Below are 18,672 nucleotides of genomic sequence, written 5' to 3' on the forward strand. Positions count from 1 at the left end.
CGGCATTATCTGACTGCCTCCTTCATTGCAACCCTCCCTGGAAGCGCCCAACATGTCCGAGCGAACGCCCCATATCTCGTTGCCCCTCGAACGCCTCGTCCCCCGTATCCTCGACATCAGCCCCGAGGAACTGGAAACCTGGCCCGAGGACGCCAAAAACCTCGCCGTGGCCGTGGCCGCCGAGCTCTTTCTCGTGCGCGCCAACCCCTTCATCAAGGCCGACGACGTCAAGGCCTCGGTGGAAAAGCGCCTGGCCGAGGCCAACCCCAAGGCCTGGGGCGAATACCCCCGCACCATCCGCCGGGCCTACAAGGCCTTCTGGGACGTCTACGAGGCGGACAAGCGCTTCCGCGACAACCTCGTCGAGCGCCTGCGCCAGTTTTTGCCGGACGAGGACGTGGTCACCGCCGCCCATTCCCTGGTCGAGTGCTCCACCGACGCCACGGACCTGCGCATGGAAATGCCGCTGTGCATGCTCCTGCCCGAATCCGCCGAGCACATCCGCCAGATCCTGCGCCTGGCCAACGAGCTGGAATTCGCCATCATCCCGCGCGGCGGCGGCTCGGGGCTCACCGGCGGCGCCGTGCCGGCCCATCGCCGCTCGGTGATACTCAGCCTGTCCAAATTCAAGCAGATCATCGCCATCGACACCGAGGCGAAAACACTGTGCGCCCAGACCGGCGTCATCACCCAGACGGCCATCAAGGCCGCCGCGGCCAAGGGGCTGCTTTTCACCGTGGACCCGGCCTCCAAGGCGGCCTCGTCGCTGGGCGGCAACATCGCCGAAAACGCCGGCGGCCCCTTCGCCTTCGAATACGGCACCACGCTCGACAACATCATCAGCTACAAGATGGTCGAGGCCACGGGCGAGATCATCGAAGTGCGCCGTGTGGATCATCCCCGCCACAAGATCCGGCCCGAGGAAACGGCCGTGTTCGAGGTGGTGGACGGCGAGGGCAACGTCCGCGACGTGGTGAGGCTCGGCGGCGACGAGATTCGCGGCAAAAACCTCGGCAAGGACGTGTCCAACAAGTTCCTCGGGGGCTTGCCGGGCGTGCAGAAGGAAGGCGTGGACGGCATCATCACCGAGGCCTGCTTCGCCCTCTACCCCATCCCCAAGTATTCGCGCACGCTGTGCCTGGAGTTTTTCGGCCGGTCCATGAAAAACGCCATGTGCGTCATCCGCGACGTGGTGGGGCTGCGCAACCGCATCCGCGAGGAAGGCGACGCGGTCAAGATTTCGGCCCTGGAGGAATTCAACTCCAAGTACGTGCGGGCCATCAACTATGCCAAGAAGTCCGCGCTCTACGAGGGCGACCCCATTTCCGTGCTGCTGTTGCAGCTTGACTCCGACGACGAGGATGCGCTGCTGCGCGCCGCCGCCGACATCGTGGACATCGTCGACCCCTACGACAACGTGGACGTCTTCGAGGCCAAGGACGCCAAGACGGCGGAACTGTACTGGGAGGACCGGCACAAGCTGTCGGCCATTTCCAAGCGCACCTCGGGTTTCAAGATCAACGAGGACGTGGTCATCCCGCTCAGTGTCGTGCCGGAATTCGCCGAATTCCTGGAGGATTTGAACCTCCACTGCATCGCCCACGCCTACCGCACCGCCTTGCAGAACGCCAGCCGGCTGGCCGGCATTCCGGCCTCGGACGAATTCATCGCCATGGAGCTGGAATTCTGCGACCGGGTGCTGCGCGGCCGGGTCACGGCCCGCGATTTGTCGGATTCGGAAGTCGAGGTCCAGACGCATTATTTCTTCACCGACCTGGCCTCGCGCTATCCCCGGCTCAAGGACCGCCTCGGGGCCATCCATGCCGACATGGCCGCCACGCGCATCGAGGTGGCCAGCCACATGCACGCCGGCGACGGCAACTGCCACGTGAACATCCCGGTCAATTCCAACGATCCCGAGATGATGCGCCAGGCCTGGGAAGCGGCGGAAAAGGTCTTCGAGAAGGTCACCCAACTTGGCGGCGCGGTCTCGGGCGAGCACGGCATCGGCATCACCAAGATAGCCTTTCTGGAAGAGTCCAAGATCGAGGCGCTCAAGGCCTACAAGAAACGGGTGGACCCCAAGGGCATCATCAATCCCGGCAAGCTGACCACCCGCACCCTGGCGGTCGAGCCCTACACCTTTTCCTTTAACCGGCTGATCCGAGACATCAAGAAGACGGCGCTGCCCGACAAGGACACGCTGATTTCCATTTTAAGCGGCATCCAGTTCTGCAACCGCTGCGGCAAGTGCAAGCAGGTCTGCCCCATGTTCGCGCCGCAGTACGGGATGCTCTATCATCCGCGCAACAAGAACATCGCCCTGGGCGCGATCATAGAGGCCATCTACTATTCCCAGATCACGCACGGCGAACCCGATCCGGAGTTGCTGGACAAGCTTCGCGGCATCACTGACCACTGCACGGCCTGCGGCAAGTGCACGGGCGTGTGTTCGGTCAAGATCCAGTCCGGCCAGGTGGCGCTGGGGTTGCGCAATTTCCTGGACCAGCAGGGCTGCGGCGGCCATCCCATCAAGCACAAGCTCCTGTCGTACCTGGTCGAGGATGTGGAAAACCGCGCGCCCAAGGCAGCCAAGCTGGCCGCCTACGGCCAGCAGTTCCACAACAAGGCCATGCCGCTTTTGCCGGGTTTTTGGCGAAACCGCATCGAGAACCCGGGCCTGCGCGGCCCCAACCCGTCGCTGGGCTTGCGCAACCTGTCCGAGCGTCTGGACCTGGACAAGGGTTCCATTTTCATTCCCCAGGAAGGCCGGGAGGCGCCGGAAACGGTGCTGTATTTTCCGGGCTGCGGGGCGTCGCTTTTCTCCAGCGCTATTGGCATGGCGGCGGTGCATCTGCTGCTGCGGGCCGAGGTGGCGGTGCTGACGCCGCACCGGCATCTGTGCTGCGGCTATCCGCTGCTGGCCGCCGGCATGGGCGAGGCCTACCAGCGCAACCGCGAGCGCAACCGATCGGCGCTGGCGGCGCTGCTTGAGGAGGCCGAGAACCTGGGCCTTTGCCCGACCCACTGCCTGACCAGTTGCGGCACCTGTCGCGAGGCCCTGGAAGAGCACGAGCTCAAGACCTTGCGGCCGGGGCTCGCCCACATGGACGTCACGCAGTTTCTGCTGGGCCGCCTGGAGTTTCCCCCGGCCGAGGACGCCTCGCCGATGTTGTACCATGCCGCCTGCCACAGCGAATGGGCGGAGGTGCCCAAGACCAAGGCGGCGGACATGTACATGGCTGCCCTGGCCAAGGTGAGCGGCCGGCCGGTGAAGCTCTCGCCCGACTGTTGCGGCGAGTCCGGCATGGGGGCCATGACCACGCCGGCCATCTACAACCGGCTGCGCGAGCGCAAGCGGGTGACGCTGGCCGAGAATCTGGCCGATGCGTCCGAGGCCATGCCGATCCTGGTCGGCTGCCCGTCGTGCAAGATGGGCATCAGCCGGATTCTGGCCGAGATGCGCGACAAGCATACGGTGCTGCACACGCTGGAGTACCTGGCCGAGGCGCTGGACGGGCCGAAGTGGAAGAAGCTGCTCAAAAAGAACGTGAAGGATGCCCGGGTGCGCGGCTAGCGCACAAGGGTTAGGGAAAAAACAATGCCTCCGGCGGCCGGGAGGGGGTGACCCCCTCCCGGCCCCTCCCCGACGGGGCGGATGGAGGCATGGTCGGGAACGGATAGCGGCGGGGCATCGGCCGTTGTGGTCGCGGAAATGGCCAGGCCGATGCAGGCCGCAAAGCCGGCCAGCCCGGCCTGGCCATTTCCGCGACCACGGGCGCCAGCGGCGAAGCGCCGCATGTGAAGAACAATAATTCCCTCGGTTGCAGGTGCTCGGTGAAGCGTTGCATGTGAAGAACAACGGTTCCCTTGCCTGTGCGTGTCAGGCGAAGCCCCGTATTTGGGGAATAAAATCTGTCGATTGCCTTTAACGAGGCTTCCAAAGCTAAAATTCCAAGAACTCGCCCCGAAGGGGCGACGGCCCGGCGAGGCCGGAATGGGGCCTTTCGAGCCAGGAGCGCAGCGACGGCATCGAAAGGCCCCATTCCGGCCTCGCCGACGGACAACCGCCAACCGGTCACGCTTCCACCCGTTTCCCGCCTTCCCGTCGAGGGGGCCCGGGGGGCATCATGCCCACCGGTGGGGTCCAGGGGCAAAGCCCCTGGCCGCCGGAGGCATCTTCTCTCCCGCCTCACCTGTCTCCCCGTCTCTCCTTTGCTAATACGCGTACGGCTCCGCCACCCGCCATTCGTACATGTAGACCTGTTCGGCCGGCACCGGGGCGGACTCCACCTGGTCGGCGGCAAACAGCGCTCCCGGGGCGATACTCGAAAAGGTCATGCCGGGCAGGGTGTATTCGCCGCGCTTGTCGGCGGGCATTTCGGTGAGGCGGCCGTAGGCGACGACCCAGCCCTTGTCGGCCGGCAGTGCGGCGCCGGGCGGCAGTTTGACCTTGAAGCCCACGCCCGTGCTGTCGGCGAAGCAGCACCACACGGCCAGGCGGAAGAGCACGAATTCGCCTTTGGCGTCCAGGGCCGGATCGCGGCGGGCGAAGCCGCGCATGACGTAGGGTTTGCCCCAGGCCTCGCCGGGGCCTTTGGCGGCGATGTCGAAGAGTTCCCCGGTGTTTATGGGAATGTATTCCTTGCCGCGCGCCGTCATGCGGGCGGGGATGGCTTCGGGGGGCGGGGCGGGCAGGCTGGGGGCCACGGCGAAGGGGTCGGCGTCGATTTCGCCGGAGATGGCCTGGATGCCGCCGTGGGTCAGGCCGACCATGGCGGCGAGGAAGCAGTAGGCGAGGGAGCGTCCCCAGCTTGGCCGGGAGACGGGCCGCCACAAGGCGCAGGCGGCAAGCACGGCCAGGACGATGGCGGCGAACAGGGTGACGGGTTTGAATTTGGGATTGAGAAACAGCCAGTAGTCGCCGGCAAGGGTCAGCCAGGCCATGAAGCCGGCCATGCCCAGCCAGGCGGCGCCGTCGATGCGCGCGGCCAGGGCCTTGGGGAAGGGCGTTTTCACGAGGCACCTCCCGTTGCGATGCCGAAGGCGATGCAGGCCGCGAGCACGATGGCCGCCGGCACCAAGGCCAGCAGGCGCACGAGCCTGGGCGTGAAGACGTCGCGCCACATGAGCAGGAGTTTGAGGTCGAGCATGGGGCCGAGGCTCAAAAAGGCCAGGCGCGCCGCCAGGGGGAAGGTGGAAAACGAGGCGGCCACGAAGGCGTCGGCCTGGGAGCACAACGACAGGCCGACAGCCAGGGCCATCATGCCCGGGATGGCCAGGGCCAGGTCGTTTTCCATGGCCAGGATGACCGCAGCCGGCACGTAGGCCTTAAACGCCGCCGCGACCATGGAGCCGAAGACCAGCACCTTGGCCATGTCCAGGAAGTCGGCCATGGCGTGGCGCAGGGCGCAGGCGGCTTTTTCGCGCCGGGTGTCGCGGCGCAGGGCGGAGGCGGGCATGGCGTCGGCCAGCGACCCGAAGGGCGTGCCCGGGACGGTTGCCGGGCCATGGTGGTGGGCATGATCGTTGCCCGGGCCGTGGTCGTGGCCGCAGCCGCATTCGGGTTCGCGGCCGGAAAGCGGGCGCAGGAGTTCCTCGGTTTTGCGGCCGCCGGCGCAGTAGCCGACGACCAGGGCGGCGACGCCCACGATCAGGCAACGCCACACGGCCATGGACAGGTCGCCCCGGAAGGCGACCACGGTGGACAGGATGGAGACCGGGTTGACCACGGGCGCGGCCAGCATGAAGGCGATGGCCGCGCCGGGGGGGACGCCTTTGCCCATCAGGCGCCTCGCCAGGTAGACCACGCCGCATTCGCAGCAGGGCGTGGCCGCACCCAGGGCCAGGCCGAAGGCGGTGGCGGCCAACCGGCCCTTGGGCAAAAGCCGCTCCATGCGTTCGCGCGGCACGTAGGCTTCCACCAGGCCCGAGGCCAGGGAGCCCAGCAGCAGGAAGGGCAAGGCCTCGATGACGATGGACAGGGTGGCCTGGGCGAACAGATCCAGGTTGTGCAGGGCGTTCATGCCGGAAGGGCCGCCTCTTCCAGCCTGAAGGGCGCCGTTACGTCCGGGGTGGGGGTAAAGCGCAGGAGGCGCTGGTGGAAACGGGCCAGGGCCGGGCGGTGGGCGATGCTGACAACGGCCGTGTCGGGCAGGCGACTGGTCAGCAGGGCATAGAGGGCCTGTTCGGCCGGTTCGTCCAGGGCCGAGGTGGCCTCGTCGCAGAAAAGCCAGCGCGGGGCGATCAAAAGGGCCCGGGCGAAGGCCAGGCGTTGCTGCTCGCCCACGGACAGTTCCTGGGACCAGTGGTGTTCCTCGGCCAGGCGCGTGGTCAGGTGGGGCAGGCCGCATTCGGCGAGCACCTGGGCGATGCGCGCCTCGCCGTAAGTTTCTGGCGCGTCGGGATAGGCCACGGCGGCGGCCAGGCTCGCGATGGGGATGTAGGGCCGCTGGGGCAAAAAGAGGGTGCGTTCGCCGGCCGGGGCGGCCAGGGTGCCCGAGGCGAAGGGCCAAAGCCCGCCAAGCGCCCGAAACAGCGTGGATTTGCCGCAGCCCGAGGGGCCGGCCACCAGGACGCGCCGGCCCGGGGCGAAGGACAGGGACTGGTCGGAAAGCAGCGTCCCGCCGTCCGGCAGGCGCAGGGTCAGGCCGGTCACAGCCACCCCGTCGCCGGGGGCGGCCGGCACATGGGCCAGGCCTTCGCCCTTGCGGGCCTCCAGGGCCTCCAGGGCGGCGGCGAAGCCGGTGAGGCGGTCGACCGTGGCTTTCCAGGCGGCCAGGCGGGTGTAAGCGTCGATGAACCAGGACAGGGAGTTCTGGACGTGGTTGAAGGCCGAGGCGGTCTGCATGAGCCCGCCGAGCTGGATGGCCCCGGAGAAGTAGCGCGGCGCGGCCACGATGAAGGGGAAGATGACCGCCGCCTGGGAATAGCCGGCCGAAAACCAGGTCAGGCGCTTTTGCCGGATCATGATGCCCCACCAGTTGGACACGACGTGGCGGAAGCGCTCGGACAGGCTTTTGGCTTCCTGGGACTCGCCGCCGTAGAGGGCGATGGGTTCGGCGTTTTCGCGCACGCCGACGAGGGTGTAACGGAAATCGGCCTCGTAGCGCTGCTGGAAGAAATTGAGGCGAATCAGCGGCCGGCCGATCAGGTGGGTCAGGACCGTGCCGCAACCGGCGTAGACCAAGGCGGCCCAGAGCATGGAGCCCGGGATGGGCAGGTTCAGGATGTGGATGTCGCCGGAGAGGTTCCAGAGGATGACCGAAAAGGAGGCCAGGGAGACCACGGCTTCGAGGAAGCCCAGGGTCAGGGACAGGGTCTGCTCGATGAAGCCGTTGATGTCTTCGCTGATGCGCTGGTCGGGGTTGTCGGTCAGCCCGTTTTCAAAGCGCAGGCGGTAGTAGTTGTGGGCGTCGAGCCAGCGGGCGACGTAGCGTTCGGTCAGCCAGCGGCGCCAGCGGATCTGCAGCATCTGGCGCAGGTAGATCTGGTAGACGGCCACGATGATGAACAGGGCGGCCAGGAAGGAGAACTTGCCCAGGAGCCGGAAAAAGGCGTCCACGTCCTTTTCCTGCAGCGAGTTGTAGAAGAGGTTGTTCCATTCGTTGAAAAGGACGTTCAAATAGACGATGCCCAGGCTCATGCCGACGATGACGGCGAGCAGCAGGCCGGATTTGAATTTTTCCTCGCTTTTCCAGTAGGGTTTGGTCAGGGCCCACAGGTCGGACAGGAAGCGCCGTTTCGTCCCGGGCATGGGGAGACTCCTTTTGGGGTTGGCCAAGGCGCGCGGGCCTGCAACCGTCGCAGGGCCACGGCGCCGTCGTCCGGGGCCTCGCGGCGGTTGGCCGCGGCGCGCGGGCGTGGACCGTCACCCTCTAGTCACTCCCCGCTGGGGATGCAACCGGGTTGCGGGCCGTAACGGCATGAAATCTCGTTCATCCATGAAAAAGGCGGCCATTTTCCGAGGAAAACGGCCGCCTTTCGGGGACCGCCGTAGCGGCCCGGACGCGGGGGGCGCCTAGTATTTGTAGGTGAAGCCGAAAGCGACTTTCCAGGTGTCGCTGCCATTGGCCTTGTTGGCCAGGCGGCGGCCCCAGACGCTTTCCTGGAACTGGCCGTGCGCCCAGCCCGTTTCGACGCGGGCGGCCAGGTTCTCGTAGATCATGTACTGGCTGTCGAAGTTGGCGCCCAGGGCGTACTCGTTGGTGGTCAGGTCGCGGCCCATGGCGAAGTAGGGGTTGGAGCCGAGGTTGTAGTTGAGGTCGCGGATGGCCCGGGGCGAGTTGTTGCCGCGCAGGTAGGTGAAGGACACGCGCTGGGAAAGCTTTTCCACCAGGGTGATGTCCTTGAGCGCCACGCCGATGCCCATGGCGCCGACGGGGTCCATGCCCATGTTGGAGTTGCGGGCGAACACCTGGCTGTCGTCAAACAGGAACGAGCCGCCCGGGCCCCAGTTGGGGCGGGTGTGGGGCATGCGCTCGGAGCCGTTGCGGTTGGAGCTGTCCTCGCCGGTGGACCACCAGGCGTAGACCTGGGGCACGAGCACGTCCCAGCCGGTGTACTCGGCGCCGAAATCCAGGAACCAGCCCTGGCGGTGGCTTTTGGCGCGGTCACTGAGCGCCCCGCCGCCGTTTATGACGTCGGCGTAGAATCGCACCGGGTCGAGGACGGACAGCTCGAAGGCGCCGCCCACCCAGTAATAGGCGTTCTGGTTGTTCTTCCAGCCGGTGGGGCCAAGCAGGGTGCCGGCCGAGAGCAGGTCCTCGGCGTAGGTCGCCTGGCCGAAGGACGAGGCCCAGCTGGTGTAGTAGCCGGCCTTGGCCCCGGCGACGCCGACAACGCCCCAGGGCGTGGCCTTGAGCCCCGGCACCGTGATGGGCAGGGTCAGGATGTACATGTCCAGTTCGTCGCCGACCTGGGTGGTGGTGGTGTCGTAGGTGCGGTTGGTGTCGATGAGGCGGGCGAAGCCGGCGTTGAGCTCCAGGACGTCGTCGATCAGCGGGGCCTTGACCAGCAGGGAGGCGGCCCAGTCGGTAAAGACGATGCTGTCGTTGAAAAGGGCGCTCTGGGGCAGGGCCGTGGGCTGGAGGCCGGCGGTCACCTGGATCTTGGTATCGGGATACTTGAACTCCAGGAAGGCCTGGTAGACCTGGATGGCCACCTCGGGGTTGGCGGCGGTGTAGGTGCCGTTGCCCCAGGTGTTGTCCACTTTGGTGGCCAGGCGGAAGCGCAGGTTTTCGTTGGCGATGAAATCCGTGCGGACCCGGATGCGCTCCCAGATTTCGAAGGTATCCTCGGTCTTGGTGCCGGCCTTGCTCCAGGTCGGGGTGTTGGACGTCCAGTTGGCGTTGTTCCAGCCGGTGAAGTTGTGGCCGGAAAAAAAGACGCCGTAGGCGCGGGAGTCGCCGGTGACGCGGACTTGCGTCTCGGCCCGGGCGATGCCGACTGCCCCCAAAAGGAGCATGGCCAGTAGGGCCGGCACGGTGAAACGTTTCATCTCCTGTCCTTCCTCGTGTTGCGGGTTGCTGGACCTGGGTTCCTTTCGGGACGGCATCCGCATGCCGCCGCCGCGGGCATGGGCCGCCCGGCGCCGGGCGAGGGCGCCGGGCGGCCCGCCGGATCGCGCCGGGCGGCGCAACGGCAAGCATGCGGGCTCGCGGGCCAAGCGTCGCCGAGCCGCCGCATCCGGGTCGCGACAATGGCGCAGGAAAAGGAAACGGGAAGATGCCGGCACGGGGCACTTCGGGAATCCTATCCGGTTGCCATTGCAACGATTTTTGGGGCGCGTAACTGCGAAGCCCCGCAGATACGCAATTGTGTCTGTCAAGTAAAGATCTTGTAACCTTGCGGACAGGGGACAACCGTGGGTGCCGGCAGGTATGGCAGGCGTTTGGGAGCCGATCCTGCGGCCGGGCGGGGGAGAAACCGTCGAACCTTGGGGTCAGGTGGGCCCTTGCCGCAGGTTCGGCGGATGTTGACGCGGTTACAGATAAGGATAGGGGGCGCTGTCGAATTCCTTGGCCCGGGGATTGGGGTAGAGCCCCTTGGCTTTCAGCGCGGCCAGGTCCTTGGAGCGGTCCACCCAGGTGGTGTGCAGCAGGTGCTCGGACTCGTGGGACAGGGGCGCCTTGAGGAACTTCTTGTAAAGCGTGACGACTTGCTGGTTGTCCTGGGAGGCCCGGACCTTGAATTTGGCGTCCGCACCGTAGACGCCGTCGATGCGGTCCATCATGTATTCCTTGAGCTGTTTGGCCGCGGCCACGGCCCGGCCGGTCAGGCGCAGGCCGACGAGGGCGCCGCCGGTCAGGACGCAGGCGGTCTTCAAGAAACCGCGGCGGGTGAAGCTGGCAATGGACATGGGTCGCCCTCCTTAGGCTTTTTGCGCGTTGTACAGGGCCAGGCGCTTTTTGAGCGAGGCATGGAACCTGGTGGTGGCGTTGGCGGCGGACTGGAGCACGGTGGGCATGATGGGCTGGCCGCCGCCCATGACGCAGCCGCCCGGACAGGCCATGAATTCTACGAAGTGGTAGGGCGACTTGCCGGCCTTGACCGCCTCGCAGACCTTGGCGAAGTTCTTGCCGCCGTTGACCACGGCCACTTTCACGTCGGTGCCGGCGATATTGACCGTGGCTTCCTTGATGCCGTCAAGGCCGCGCACGGCCTTGAAGTCCCAGCTCTGGGGCGGTTTTTTCGTCAGGGCCTGGTAGGCGAAGCGCAGGGCCGCTTCCATGACGCCGCCCGAGACGCCGAAGATGGTGGCGCCGCCGGTGGATTCGCCCATGACCGCGTCGCGCTTGCCGTCGGCGATCTTGGGCAGGTCGATGTTCGCCTTCTTGAGCATGTAGGCCAGTTCGCGGGTGTTGATCGTGGCGTCGATGTCACGGAAGCCGCTGACGTTGTATTCCGGCCGCATACCCTCGAACTTTTTGGCCGTGCAGGGCATGATGGACACGGTGTAGATGTTTTTCGGCTCGTAGCCGGCCTCCTTGGCGCCGTAAGTCTTGGCCAGGGGGCCGCACATGCCGATGGGCGACTTGCAGGAGGAGAAATGCGGCAGCAGCTCGGGATAGAAGGTCTCGGCGTACTTCTGCCAGCCGGGACAGCAGGAGGTGAACTGGGGCAGGGGCTTGTCGAGCTTTTTCGTGATGCGGGCCAGAAGCTCGGAGCCCTCTTCCCAGATGGTCACGTCGGCCGTGAACTCGTTGTCCCAGACGTTGGCGAAGCCGAGCTGGGTCAGGGCCGTGAGCATGTGTTCGGTGGTCACGGCGCCAAGGGGCAGGCCGAAGGGGTCGCCCAGGGCGTAGCGCACGGCCGGGGCCGGCATGGCGATGACCTTGACGTTTTTATCCTTGAGCTTGGCCTCGATCTCCGGGACGAACGACACGGTCTCGTAGATGGCCGCCGAGGGGCAATGGGTCAGGCACTGGCCGCAGTTGATGCAGGCGGCCGGGTCCACGACCTTGTGGGGTTCGCCGGTCTCGCCGGAGATGGCGCCGGTGGGGCAGTAGCCCATGCAGGTGTCGCAGCCGATGCATTTGGTCTCGTCGACCTGGACGATCAGGGCCTTGTCCAGGTTGGTGCCCGGGGGCGGCACGGTTGCCTCGTAGAAGATTTTTTCCATCTCGATGCGGCTCATAGGCGACCTCCGACGGGTTGATGGGTTTGCCTTGCGGGCGGGTTGGCGGGACGGCGCGTTGCGGGAGGCGGCCCGGCCGGGCTTTGCGCCGGCGATCGACCGGGGGTGACGGCGGTGGACATGCCGCCTCCAACGCTGGATAGGAGTTTTGTGAAAATCATCATTAAGTAATATGAGGGTTTTGCAAAAATAATACGAGCTACAGAATTAACACATTCCAACGGGCATGAGTGCTCATTTTTAAACACTAATGTGTTTTAATGCTGTCGTGTTTCTATTTTGCACATAATTCAGAAACGAATATCCTGATTTATGAGTATCAAAATCATATTGTTGCTATACTGTCAACAAACGAATCAATTGATCTGCTGTCAACGCAAGGATGCCAAACATAAGATGAGCAAAGACCTTAGGTCCACCGCGAACCATAAGACTTCTTCCGCCAAAATCATCTTTAAGACGGCTGTTAACACGTTCAGAATTAGTTCTTTCTCTGTATCGAATGCTAGTTGCTGGCTCCATTTCTTTTTTTATTCCATTGCGTCTTTTGTTAAAATCAATAATCGGAACGTGCCCCAATGAACGACTAAAGTCGCGAATTGTTTTGGAATCGTACGCTGAATCCATCAAGTCATAGAGACTTGTTACTCGTTCAGCGGACATTTTTGCCAACGGTATGGCTGCCTGACTATCGTGTAGTGAAGCAGAAGTAAGTATACAACTGATAGGAATTTGACCATCCGCCGAATCAATATGTAATTTATATCCAATCCATCGACGAAAATGCCCCTTACTGCTAGATTTAGCACCGATATCACATGCCATAGGAAGAGTCATTCTGGCTTCGTCGCTAGTCATTTCTATCTGTCGCTCAAGTAGCTTCTTTGTCTTTGGCTTTGTCTTGCTATTAATCGGCCGCCCCCTGCGGCGGCGTTTTTTGGGTTTGGGCGGATTCATTTTTTTAGTTGGTTTTTCTCTGGCGTTAATTTCTGTCGAATCACGACTAATATGCCCAATCAATCGTTCGCTACAATGTAGCCTGACAAGTCTTTCATGGGCATTTTGAGGCAAACCTTTTAAAGAGAATTCTGAAAATGCACGACTAAATACAGATTCATGCGGAATAGTTTTGTGTTCTTCAAAACCGCAAATCCGTCTAAGACTTGGCATCAATTGCAACGCTTCAACGAGAGCCCTTGTGTTAGGAAAATTTAAAACAGCTTTCGCAATAAACGCTCTGGCAATAGCTGCGCGACTATATGATGGCCTACCTCTTCCGAATCGAGGCAAATCCGAAATATGATCTTCTATGCGAACCAACTCAATAATCTCAACGAGTCTTTTCTGCTTATCTGTCAAAGAACCAAACTTTTCTTCTAAACATGGAATCAAAGAACCTTGTATGGCACCGAGGATGCGTGATAGGAGTCTCATGGAAGCTGGCTCGTGTGGTTTTAGTTTAGGTTTGTGGTGAACTCAAACTACCACATAACCAGCTTCCGTTCTACTCCTATCCATACGGTTTTGCAGGATTATTTAGCAAAACCGATTTTTGCAAAACCCTCATATTAAAAAAATATTCGTAGCACGAAGGAGAAATACTCTATTAAAAAGTACGAATCAAGCCCGGAGCGGCATTTTTTTACGTGATTGGGATTTGTTTCACGAAATCGTTCCGGGGCGTGGCCCAGGCCGGGCGGGCGGGGGAAGAGCCTGCCCGGGCGACGCGTGCCCGGGCTAAGGAACCGGCGCAATCCGTCAGCCCGGCATTGGCCAGTGCGGGCGAAGGCTCGCCGGCCCAGCGCATGGTGGAGCCGGCGCACCCCGCCAGGATGATGCCTGGTGGTCGGGCGGAGGTTGCCGGTCTGGCACAGGAGGAGCGGGCGAACATGCGCTGGTCCGGCGCATGGAGATGCGGGCGGGTACTCGCCGGTCCAGCACGCGGAGGAACGGGTGAATCTGCGCCCGTGAAGTGTGTGGGGGAGCGGGTGACTATGCGCTGGTTGGCGCGTGGGAGAGCGAACGAAAACTCGCGGTCCGGCACGCCTCGAGTGTGGGCGTGCGCGGCCGTTTCCCCGGCCCCTGGCCAGGAGAAACGGGGCCGATCCTGGCGACCGGCCCCGTCGTTTTACCCGTTGGCGGCAAGCCGCCGGCGCATATTGGGCAATTTCCCCGGATGGGGTGGTCCAGGAGGGGGCCTCGCCCCCTCCTGGCCGCCGGAGGCTTTCCCCCGACCTCTCTCCCGTCGACCCCGCCGCCGCCGCTACACGTCGATGCCGGCGGCATTGACGGCGGCCATGCCGCCCTCGACGCTGACCACTTGCGTAAACCCCATGTGGGCCAGCGTCACCAGGGCCTCGTAGGAGCGGGCACCGGTGTTGCACATGAGCACGATCTTCTTGTCGCGGGGCACCTCGGCCAGGCGGTCGCGCAACTGGCCTTGGGGGATGTTGTGCCAGCGGCCGGGGTATTTTTCCATAAGCGGCCCGCCCTGGGTCGTTTCGCGGCAGTCGAGGATGTAGGCCTCGCCGAGGTCGGTCTGCTTCCACAGTTCGCCGAACTCCGTGACCGTGATGCCGTTGTTTTTGCCGGCCAGGATGTTGTCGGCCACGTTGGCCACGGTGTTTAAGATATCCATGGCCGCGGCGAAGGGCGGCGAGTAGGCCACCTCCACGTTGGACACGTCGGCCACCTTGGGCGCGGAGGGCAGCATGGCGGCCACGGTGTTGACCTTGCCGACCACGGCGTCGCCGTTGACCGACAGGCCCTGCAGGCCCAGCACCCGGCGCGTGCCGCGCTCGGCCACCAGCTCCAGGGACATGAGCGCGTGTTCCGGGTAGAAATGGGCCCGGTCCACGGCCGTGATGTGGGTGGACACGGCGTCGAGCCCGGCCCGCTTGGCCGCGGCCAGGGTCAGGCCGGTACCGGCCGCGCCCAGGTCGAAGAGTTTGACGCACCACGAGCCGACCACGCCCGCGAAGGTCGAGTCGCCGCCGGCCAGGTTGTCGCCGATGACCCGGCCCTGGCGGTTGGCCATGGACCCCAGCGGCAGGTACATGGGTTGCCCGGTCACCAGGTTTTTGACCACCACGCAGTCGCCGCCGGCGTAGATGTCCGGGTCCGAGGTGCGCATGCGGTCGTCGACCACGATGCCGCCGCGCGGCGAGACCTCCAGGCCGCAGTCCCTGGCCAGGGCGTCGTTGGGCACGACGCCCACGGACACGATGACCAGGTCGGCCGCGACGGTGCCCTTGTCCGTGACCACGCGCTCCACCCGGCCGTCGCCCTCGATGGCCTTGACCTGCTCGGCCAGGCGGAAGGCCACGCCCTTTTCCTCCATGTGCCGTTGGGCCATGCCGGCCAGCGTCGGGCTCGTCACGCCCGGCAATATCTGGTCGAACAGTTCGATGACCGTGACGTCGAGGCCCCACATGTCGGCAAAGGCCACGGCCATCTCCAGGCCGATGAACCCCGAGCCGATGATGGCCACCGAGCCGACCGAACCGCCGGCCACGGCCTTTTTGATGGCCTCGGCCGCCTCCAGGTTGTTGACGGCGTGCACGCCCGGCAGGTCCAGGCCGGCGATGGGGAGCTTGCGCGGCGAACTGCCCGTGGCGATGACCAGCTTGTCGTAGGGGATTTTCTCCTCGGCGCCGGTGGGCAGGTGGCGGGCGGTCACGGTCTTGGCCGCCCGGTCGATGGCGAGGGCCTCGGTCTGGGCCCGGGCTTCCACGTCCTTGACGTCGTGGAAGAATTCGGGCGAGCGCACCATGTGGAAGGCCGTGGATTGCAGGGCGGTCACCTCGCTGACCTCGCCGGAGACGAAGTAGGGAATCCCGCAACCGCCGTAGGAAATGCGCATGTCGCGGTCGAGCATGACGACCTTGCTGTCCGGGGAAAGCCGCTTGAAGCGGCAGGCGGCCTTGGGGCCAAGGGCCACGGCTCCGATGATGACGACCTGTTGCGACATGACGTGTCCTCGCGTTTCGTGTTGTTTGCCGTCTTGGGCGGCGCGCCGCGTCAGGGGCGCCCCGGCGAATTCCATACGGGTGAGGTCTGGATGCCTGGTTGTTGCAGGCGCCCGGCCTGTCCCGAACCCGTTTTGGAGTGGCGATAACGTAGTCCAAAGCCGGGGCTTGTCAATGGCCGGGCCTTGCCGCGGCCGGCGCCTGCCTGTACCAGGAGGGGCGGGAGGCCCTGCCTTGGACACGGAAAACGGGACACTGTTCATTGTCGCCACGCCCCTTGGCAACACCGGGGACATCTCGCCCCGGGCGGCGCGGCTGCTGGCCGAGGCGGCCGTGGTCCTGGCCGAGGACACGCGGCGCACCGGGATGCTGCTCAAGTCCCTGGGCATCGTCGCCAACCGCCTGGCCAGCTTCCACGAGCACAACGAGGAGGCGCGCGTCCCCCAGGTCCTCGGCTGGCTTGGCGCGGGCCAGGACGTGGCTCTGGTGTCCGACGCCGGCACGCCGCTTCTGGCCGATCCGGGCTACCGGCTGGTGGCCGCCGCCCGGGCGGCCGGCTGCCGCGTCTCGCCCGTGCCCGGCCCCTCGGCCCTTTTGGCGGCGCTGTCGGCGGCCGGCATCGCGCCCTATCCTTTTTCGTTCCTGGGTTTCCCGCCGCGCGGCCGGTCCGAGGCCGTGGCCCTGTTCGCCCGGTTCGGGGCCACGGGCGCCACGCTGGTTTTTTTCGAGCGCAAGAACCGGATCGGCGACACCCTGGCCGCCGCCCTGGAAGCCCTGGGCGATCGGGACTGCGTGCTGTGCCGGGAACTGACCAAGACCTTCGAGGAATTCCTGCCCGGTAGTCTGTCCGATTTCGCGGCCAAGGACCTGGAATTGCTCGGGGAAGTGACGATTGTCGTCGGGCCGGCCAAGCACGTTGCCCGGTCGGCGGACGACGAGGCCCGGCGCGTGCTGGCCGAGGAGGCGGCCGGGGGCGGCAAGCCGCGCGAAGCGGCCAGGCGCGCCGTTTCGCGCCTTTCGGGATGGACCGCCAAGGAGCTTTATGCCATGCTGGCCGCTCGGGAAAACGATTGACCCGGAGGGATCGCCGCATGGTCGACGCCCCGCGGCCGCATCGGGATGGTTACTGCGTACTGGACGCCGAGGATCGCGATTATCTGGTCGGTGTGGTCGGCGTTGGGCCGGGCTTCGAAACCATTTTGGAAATCGTGGCCGGCGTGGAGTTCCGGGAATTCCTGCCGTCCATGCGCCTGGCCGGCGTGGCCGGGCTGGACGCGGCCGATCCCAGGCGGGCTTCGCCGCTGTTGCGCGGTGTGCCCTTTTTCGCCGACTGCCGGGAGCTTTTCGCCCGGTGCCCGGGGATCAACCTGGTGGTCGAGCTGCAAAGCGGCCTCGACCCCAGGGAGATTTTACGCCACATGCCTCCCGGCGCCTCGCTGATCGACAGCACGGCCTCCTTTTTTTTGTGCGCCCTGTCCAGCGCCGTGTCCGTGGGCGCCCATTGCCGGCGGCGCCTGGACCACCAGAAGCTGCTGCTCGAAACCATCGTGGACGAGGTCCAGGAGGACATCGCGCTCGTGGCCGCCACGGGCCGGGTGGTGGACCTCAACCGCAACATCGTGACCCGGTTGGGCCAGTCCAAGGAGGCGCTGCTCGGCTGCGACTGCCGGGCGTTGCGCAGCGGCCCCGACGACCCGCCCCTGTGCGACCCCGACGATCCGGCCTGCCCCTTCCGCATCGCCCTGGAAACGGGCGAAAAGGCCGAACGCCTGCACACCGCCGTCTCCGCCGACGGCCGGCTGCGCTACTACCGTACCTACACCTATCCCATCCGCGACGCCTCGGGCCGGGTCGGGCACGTGGTGGTCTTTCGCCGCGACATCACCGACCGCACCGTGGGGGAATTAAGCGCCCGCCAGGCCGAGCGCATCGAGACCGTGGGCCGGCTGTCCTCGTACCTGGCCCACGAGATACGCAACCCCCTGTTCGCGGCCAGCGGTTTCGCCCGGCGACTGGCCGGCATGGCCGACCTGCCGGAGAAGGCCCGGGAAAAGGCGGCCATCGTGGTGGAGGAGCTGTCCCGCATGGAGGCGCTGCTCAAGCAGTTTCTGGAATTCGCCCGGCCCGTGGGCGCGGTGGTCGGCGAGGCGGACGTGGCCCGGGTGTCCCGGGAGGCTTTGGCGACGGTCCGCCTGGAGGCCGAGAACCGGCGGGTGGGCCTGGCCGAGGACATCGGGCCGGGGCTGCCGGCCGTGGCCCTGGACCCGGCCCTGCTCAAGCAGTGCCTGGTCAACCTGCTGCGCAACGCCATGGAAGCCTTGCCCCATGGCGGCCTGGTGTCCGTGACCGCCGACCGCGACGGCCAGCGGGTGCGGTTGCGGGTGGCCGACAGCGGACGCGGCGCCACCCGCGAGAACCTGGAGAACATGTTCAGCCCCTTTTACAAGGGCGATGCCTGCGAATACGGCCTGGGCCTGGCCATGGTCAAAAAGGTGGTGGACGATTTCGGCGGCGCGGTGGAGGCGGCGGGAAAGCCCGACGGCGGTTGCGTCCTGACGCTGTATCTGCCGGCGGCCCTGGCCGGCGCGCGTGCGGCCGGCGCCGCCTGACGTTGAACCGAAGGGGGAGTGGCCATGGAGGGGAACCGAACGGGCGAGCCGTTGGTCGATGTGGACCGGCTGCGCCAGCGTTTCGACGACGACATGGAGCTGTTGACCGAAATTTTCCATGTGTTCGTTGCGGAGACACCCGGCCGGCGAGCCGACATCGAAGCGGCCCTGGCCGCGGGCGACGTCGGCCGCCTCAACCGGTTGGCCCATTCCCTCAAGGGCGTGGCCGCCACCATGTTTGCCGAGCCCCTGCGCCAGGCCGCCTACGCGCTGGAAATGGCGGCCAGGGACAACGCGCTCGACCACCTGGCGCAACTGGTTGCGACGCTTTTGGCCTTGCTCGAGGCGACCTGCGAGCAGGCCCGCCGCCTGGGCTGAACCCCGGGCGTTGACGCCCCGCCCGGGCGCGTTGCCGGGCCTTGCCTGTCTCTTGTTTTCCGATATATATTTTCGCGTC

The 18,672-nt window shown here is 65.2% G+C and carries 12 protein-coding genes; 4 read left to right on the top strand and 8 right to left on the bottom strand.

The annotated features are described in order from the left end of the window. The first annotated feature begins 52 nt into the window (after nucleotides 1–52). Complete coding sequence (locus tag ACP59X_RS07540; protein ID WP_428567225.1) at nucleotides 53–3,577, top strand: FAD-binding and (Fe-S)-binding domain-containing protein; 3,525 nt, start codon at nucleotides 53–55, stop codon at nucleotides 3,575–3,577. 641 nt (nucleotides 3,578–4,218) lie between these two features. Here the strand turns inward: ACP59X_RS07540 and ACP59X_RS07545 are convergent. From ACP59X_RS07545 to ACP59X_RS07580, 8 genes are all read right to left on the bottom strand, one after another. Then, entirely contained in the window at nucleotides 4,219–5,019 is an 801-nt protein-coding gene (locus ACP59X_RS07545; RefSeq protein WP_428567228.1) for a TIGR03943 family putative permease subunit, read from the bottom strand. Continuing rightward, complete coding sequence (locus ACP59X_RS07550; protein WP_428567230.1) at nucleotides 5,016–6,026, bottom strand: permease; 1,011 nt, start codon at nucleotides 6,024–6,026, stop codon at nucleotides 5,016–5,018. Before ACP59X_RS07550 ends, ACP59X_RS07545 begins: the two co-directional genes overlap by 4 nt. After that, entirely contained in the window at nucleotides 6,023–7,756 is a 1,734-nt protein-coding gene (locus tag ACP59X_RS07555; protein ID WP_428567234.1) for an ABC transporter ATP-binding protein/permease, read from the bottom strand. Before ACP59X_RS07555 ends, ACP59X_RS07550 begins: the two co-directional genes overlap by 4 nt. 264 nt (nucleotides 7,757–8,020) lie before the next feature. Next, the gene (locus tag ACP59X_RS07560) at nucleotides 8,021–9,499 is read right to left on the bottom strand and encodes an outer membrane homotrimeric porin (protein WP_428567236.1); all 1,479 of its coding nucleotides are present in this window, start codon (nucleotides 9,497–9,499) and stop codon (nucleotides 8,021–8,023) included. 486 nt (nucleotides 9,500–9,985) lie between these two features. After that, nucleotides 9,986–10,360: an iron hydrogenase small subunit gene (locus ACP59X_RS07565; protein ID WP_428567239.1), complete on the bottom strand. Its 375-nt coding sequence runs from the start codon at nucleotides 10,358–10,360 to the stop codon at nucleotides 9,986–9,988. A 12-nt stretch (nucleotides 10,361–10,372) separates the two neighbouring features. Continuing rightward, entirely contained in the window at nucleotides 10,373–11,638 is a 1,266-nt protein-coding gene (locus tag ACP59X_RS07570; RefSeq protein ID WP_428567243.1) for a [FeFe] hydrogenase, group A, read from the bottom strand. A 336-nt stretch (nucleotides 11,639–11,974) separates the two neighbouring features. Continuing rightward, complete coding sequence (locus ACP59X_RS07575) at nucleotides 11,975–13,072, bottom strand: transposase (protein ID WP_428559722.1); 1,098 nt, start codon at nucleotides 13,070–13,072, stop codon at nucleotides 11,975–11,977. A gap of 829 nt (nucleotides 13,073–13,901) precedes the next feature. Next, complete coding sequence (locus tag ACP59X_RS07580) at nucleotides 13,902–15,608, bottom strand: FAD-dependent oxidoreductase (RefSeq protein ID WP_428567250.1); 1,707 nt, start codon at nucleotides 15,606–15,608, stop codon at nucleotides 13,902–13,904. Between the two features lie 232 nt (nucleotides 15,609–15,840). Here ACP59X_RS07580 and rsmI point away from each other — a divergent pair, with 232 nt between their 5' ends. From rsmI to ACP59X_RS07595, 3 genes are read left to right on the top strand one after another with little or no spacing between them, the layout of a single operon-like run. Further along, nucleotides 15,841–16,680, top strand: a complete 840-nt coding sequence (gene rsmI, locus ACP59X_RS07585; RefSeq protein ID WP_428567252.1) for a 16S rRNA (cytidine(1402)-2'-O)-methyltransferase — start codon at nucleotides 15,841–15,843, stop codon at nucleotides 16,678–16,680. Between the two features lie 17 nt (nucleotides 16,681–16,697). Next, nucleotides 16,698–18,215, top strand: a complete 1,518-nt coding sequence (locus tag ACP59X_RS07590) for a sensor histidine kinase (protein ID WP_428567257.1) — start codon at nucleotides 16,698–16,700, stop codon at nucleotides 18,213–18,215. A gap of 24 nt (nucleotides 18,216–18,239) precedes the next feature. Then, entirely contained in the window at nucleotides 18,240–18,593 is a 354-nt protein-coding gene (locus ACP59X_RS07595) for an Hpt domain-containing protein (protein ID WP_428567261.1), read from the top strand. Nucleotides 18,594–18,672: the final 79 nt, after the last annotated feature.

It is taken from the genome of Solidesulfovibrio sp. DCME (genome assembly GCF_049995385.1).
Taxonomy (GTDB): Bacteria; Desulfobacterota; Desulfovibrionia; order Desulfovibrionales; family Desulfovibrionaceae; genus Solidesulfovibrio.

Bases quoted from the DNA above. Each gene is read 5' to 3' on its own strand.
- ACP59X_RS07540 (WP_428567225.1), top strand. From the start codon at position 53: ATGTCCGAGCGAACGCCCCATATCTCGTTGCCCCTCGAACGCCTCGTC.
- ACP59X_RS07550 (WP_428567230.1), bottom strand. From the start codon at position 6,026: ATGAACGCCCTGCACAACCTGGATCTGTTCGCCCAGGCCACCCTGTCC.
- ACP59X_RS07555 (WP_428567234.1), bottom strand. From the start codon at position 7,756: ATGCCCGGGACGAAACGGCGCTTCCTGTCCGACCTGTGGGCCCTGACC.
- ACP59X_RS07560 (WP_428567236.1), bottom strand. From the start codon at position 9,499: ATGAAACGTTTCACCGTGCCGGCCCTACTGGCCATGCTCCTTTTGGGG.
- ACP59X_RS07565 (WP_428567239.1), bottom strand. From the start codon at position 10,360: ATGTCCATTGCCAGCTTCACCCGCCGCGGTTTCTTGAAGACCGCCTGC.
- ACP59X_RS07570 (WP_428567243.1), bottom strand. From the start codon at position 11,638: ATGAGCCGCATCGAGATGGAAAAAATCTTCTACGAGGCAACCGTGCCG.
- ACP59X_RS07575 (WP_428559722.1), bottom strand. From the start codon at position 13,072: ATGAGACTCCTATCACGCATCCTCGGTGCCATACAAGGTTCTTTGATT.
- ACP59X_RS07580 (WP_428567250.1), bottom strand. From the start codon at position 15,608: ATGTCGCAACAGGTCGTCATCATCGGAGCCGTGGCCCTTGGCCCCAAG.
- ACP59X_RS07590 (WP_428567257.1), top strand. From the start codon at position 16,698: ATGGTCGACGCCCCGCGGCCGCATCGGGATGGTTACTGCGTACTGGAC.
- ACP59X_RS07595 (WP_428567261.1), top strand. From the start codon at position 18,240: ATGGAGGGGAACCGAACGGGCGAGCCGTTGGTCGATGTGGACCGGCTG.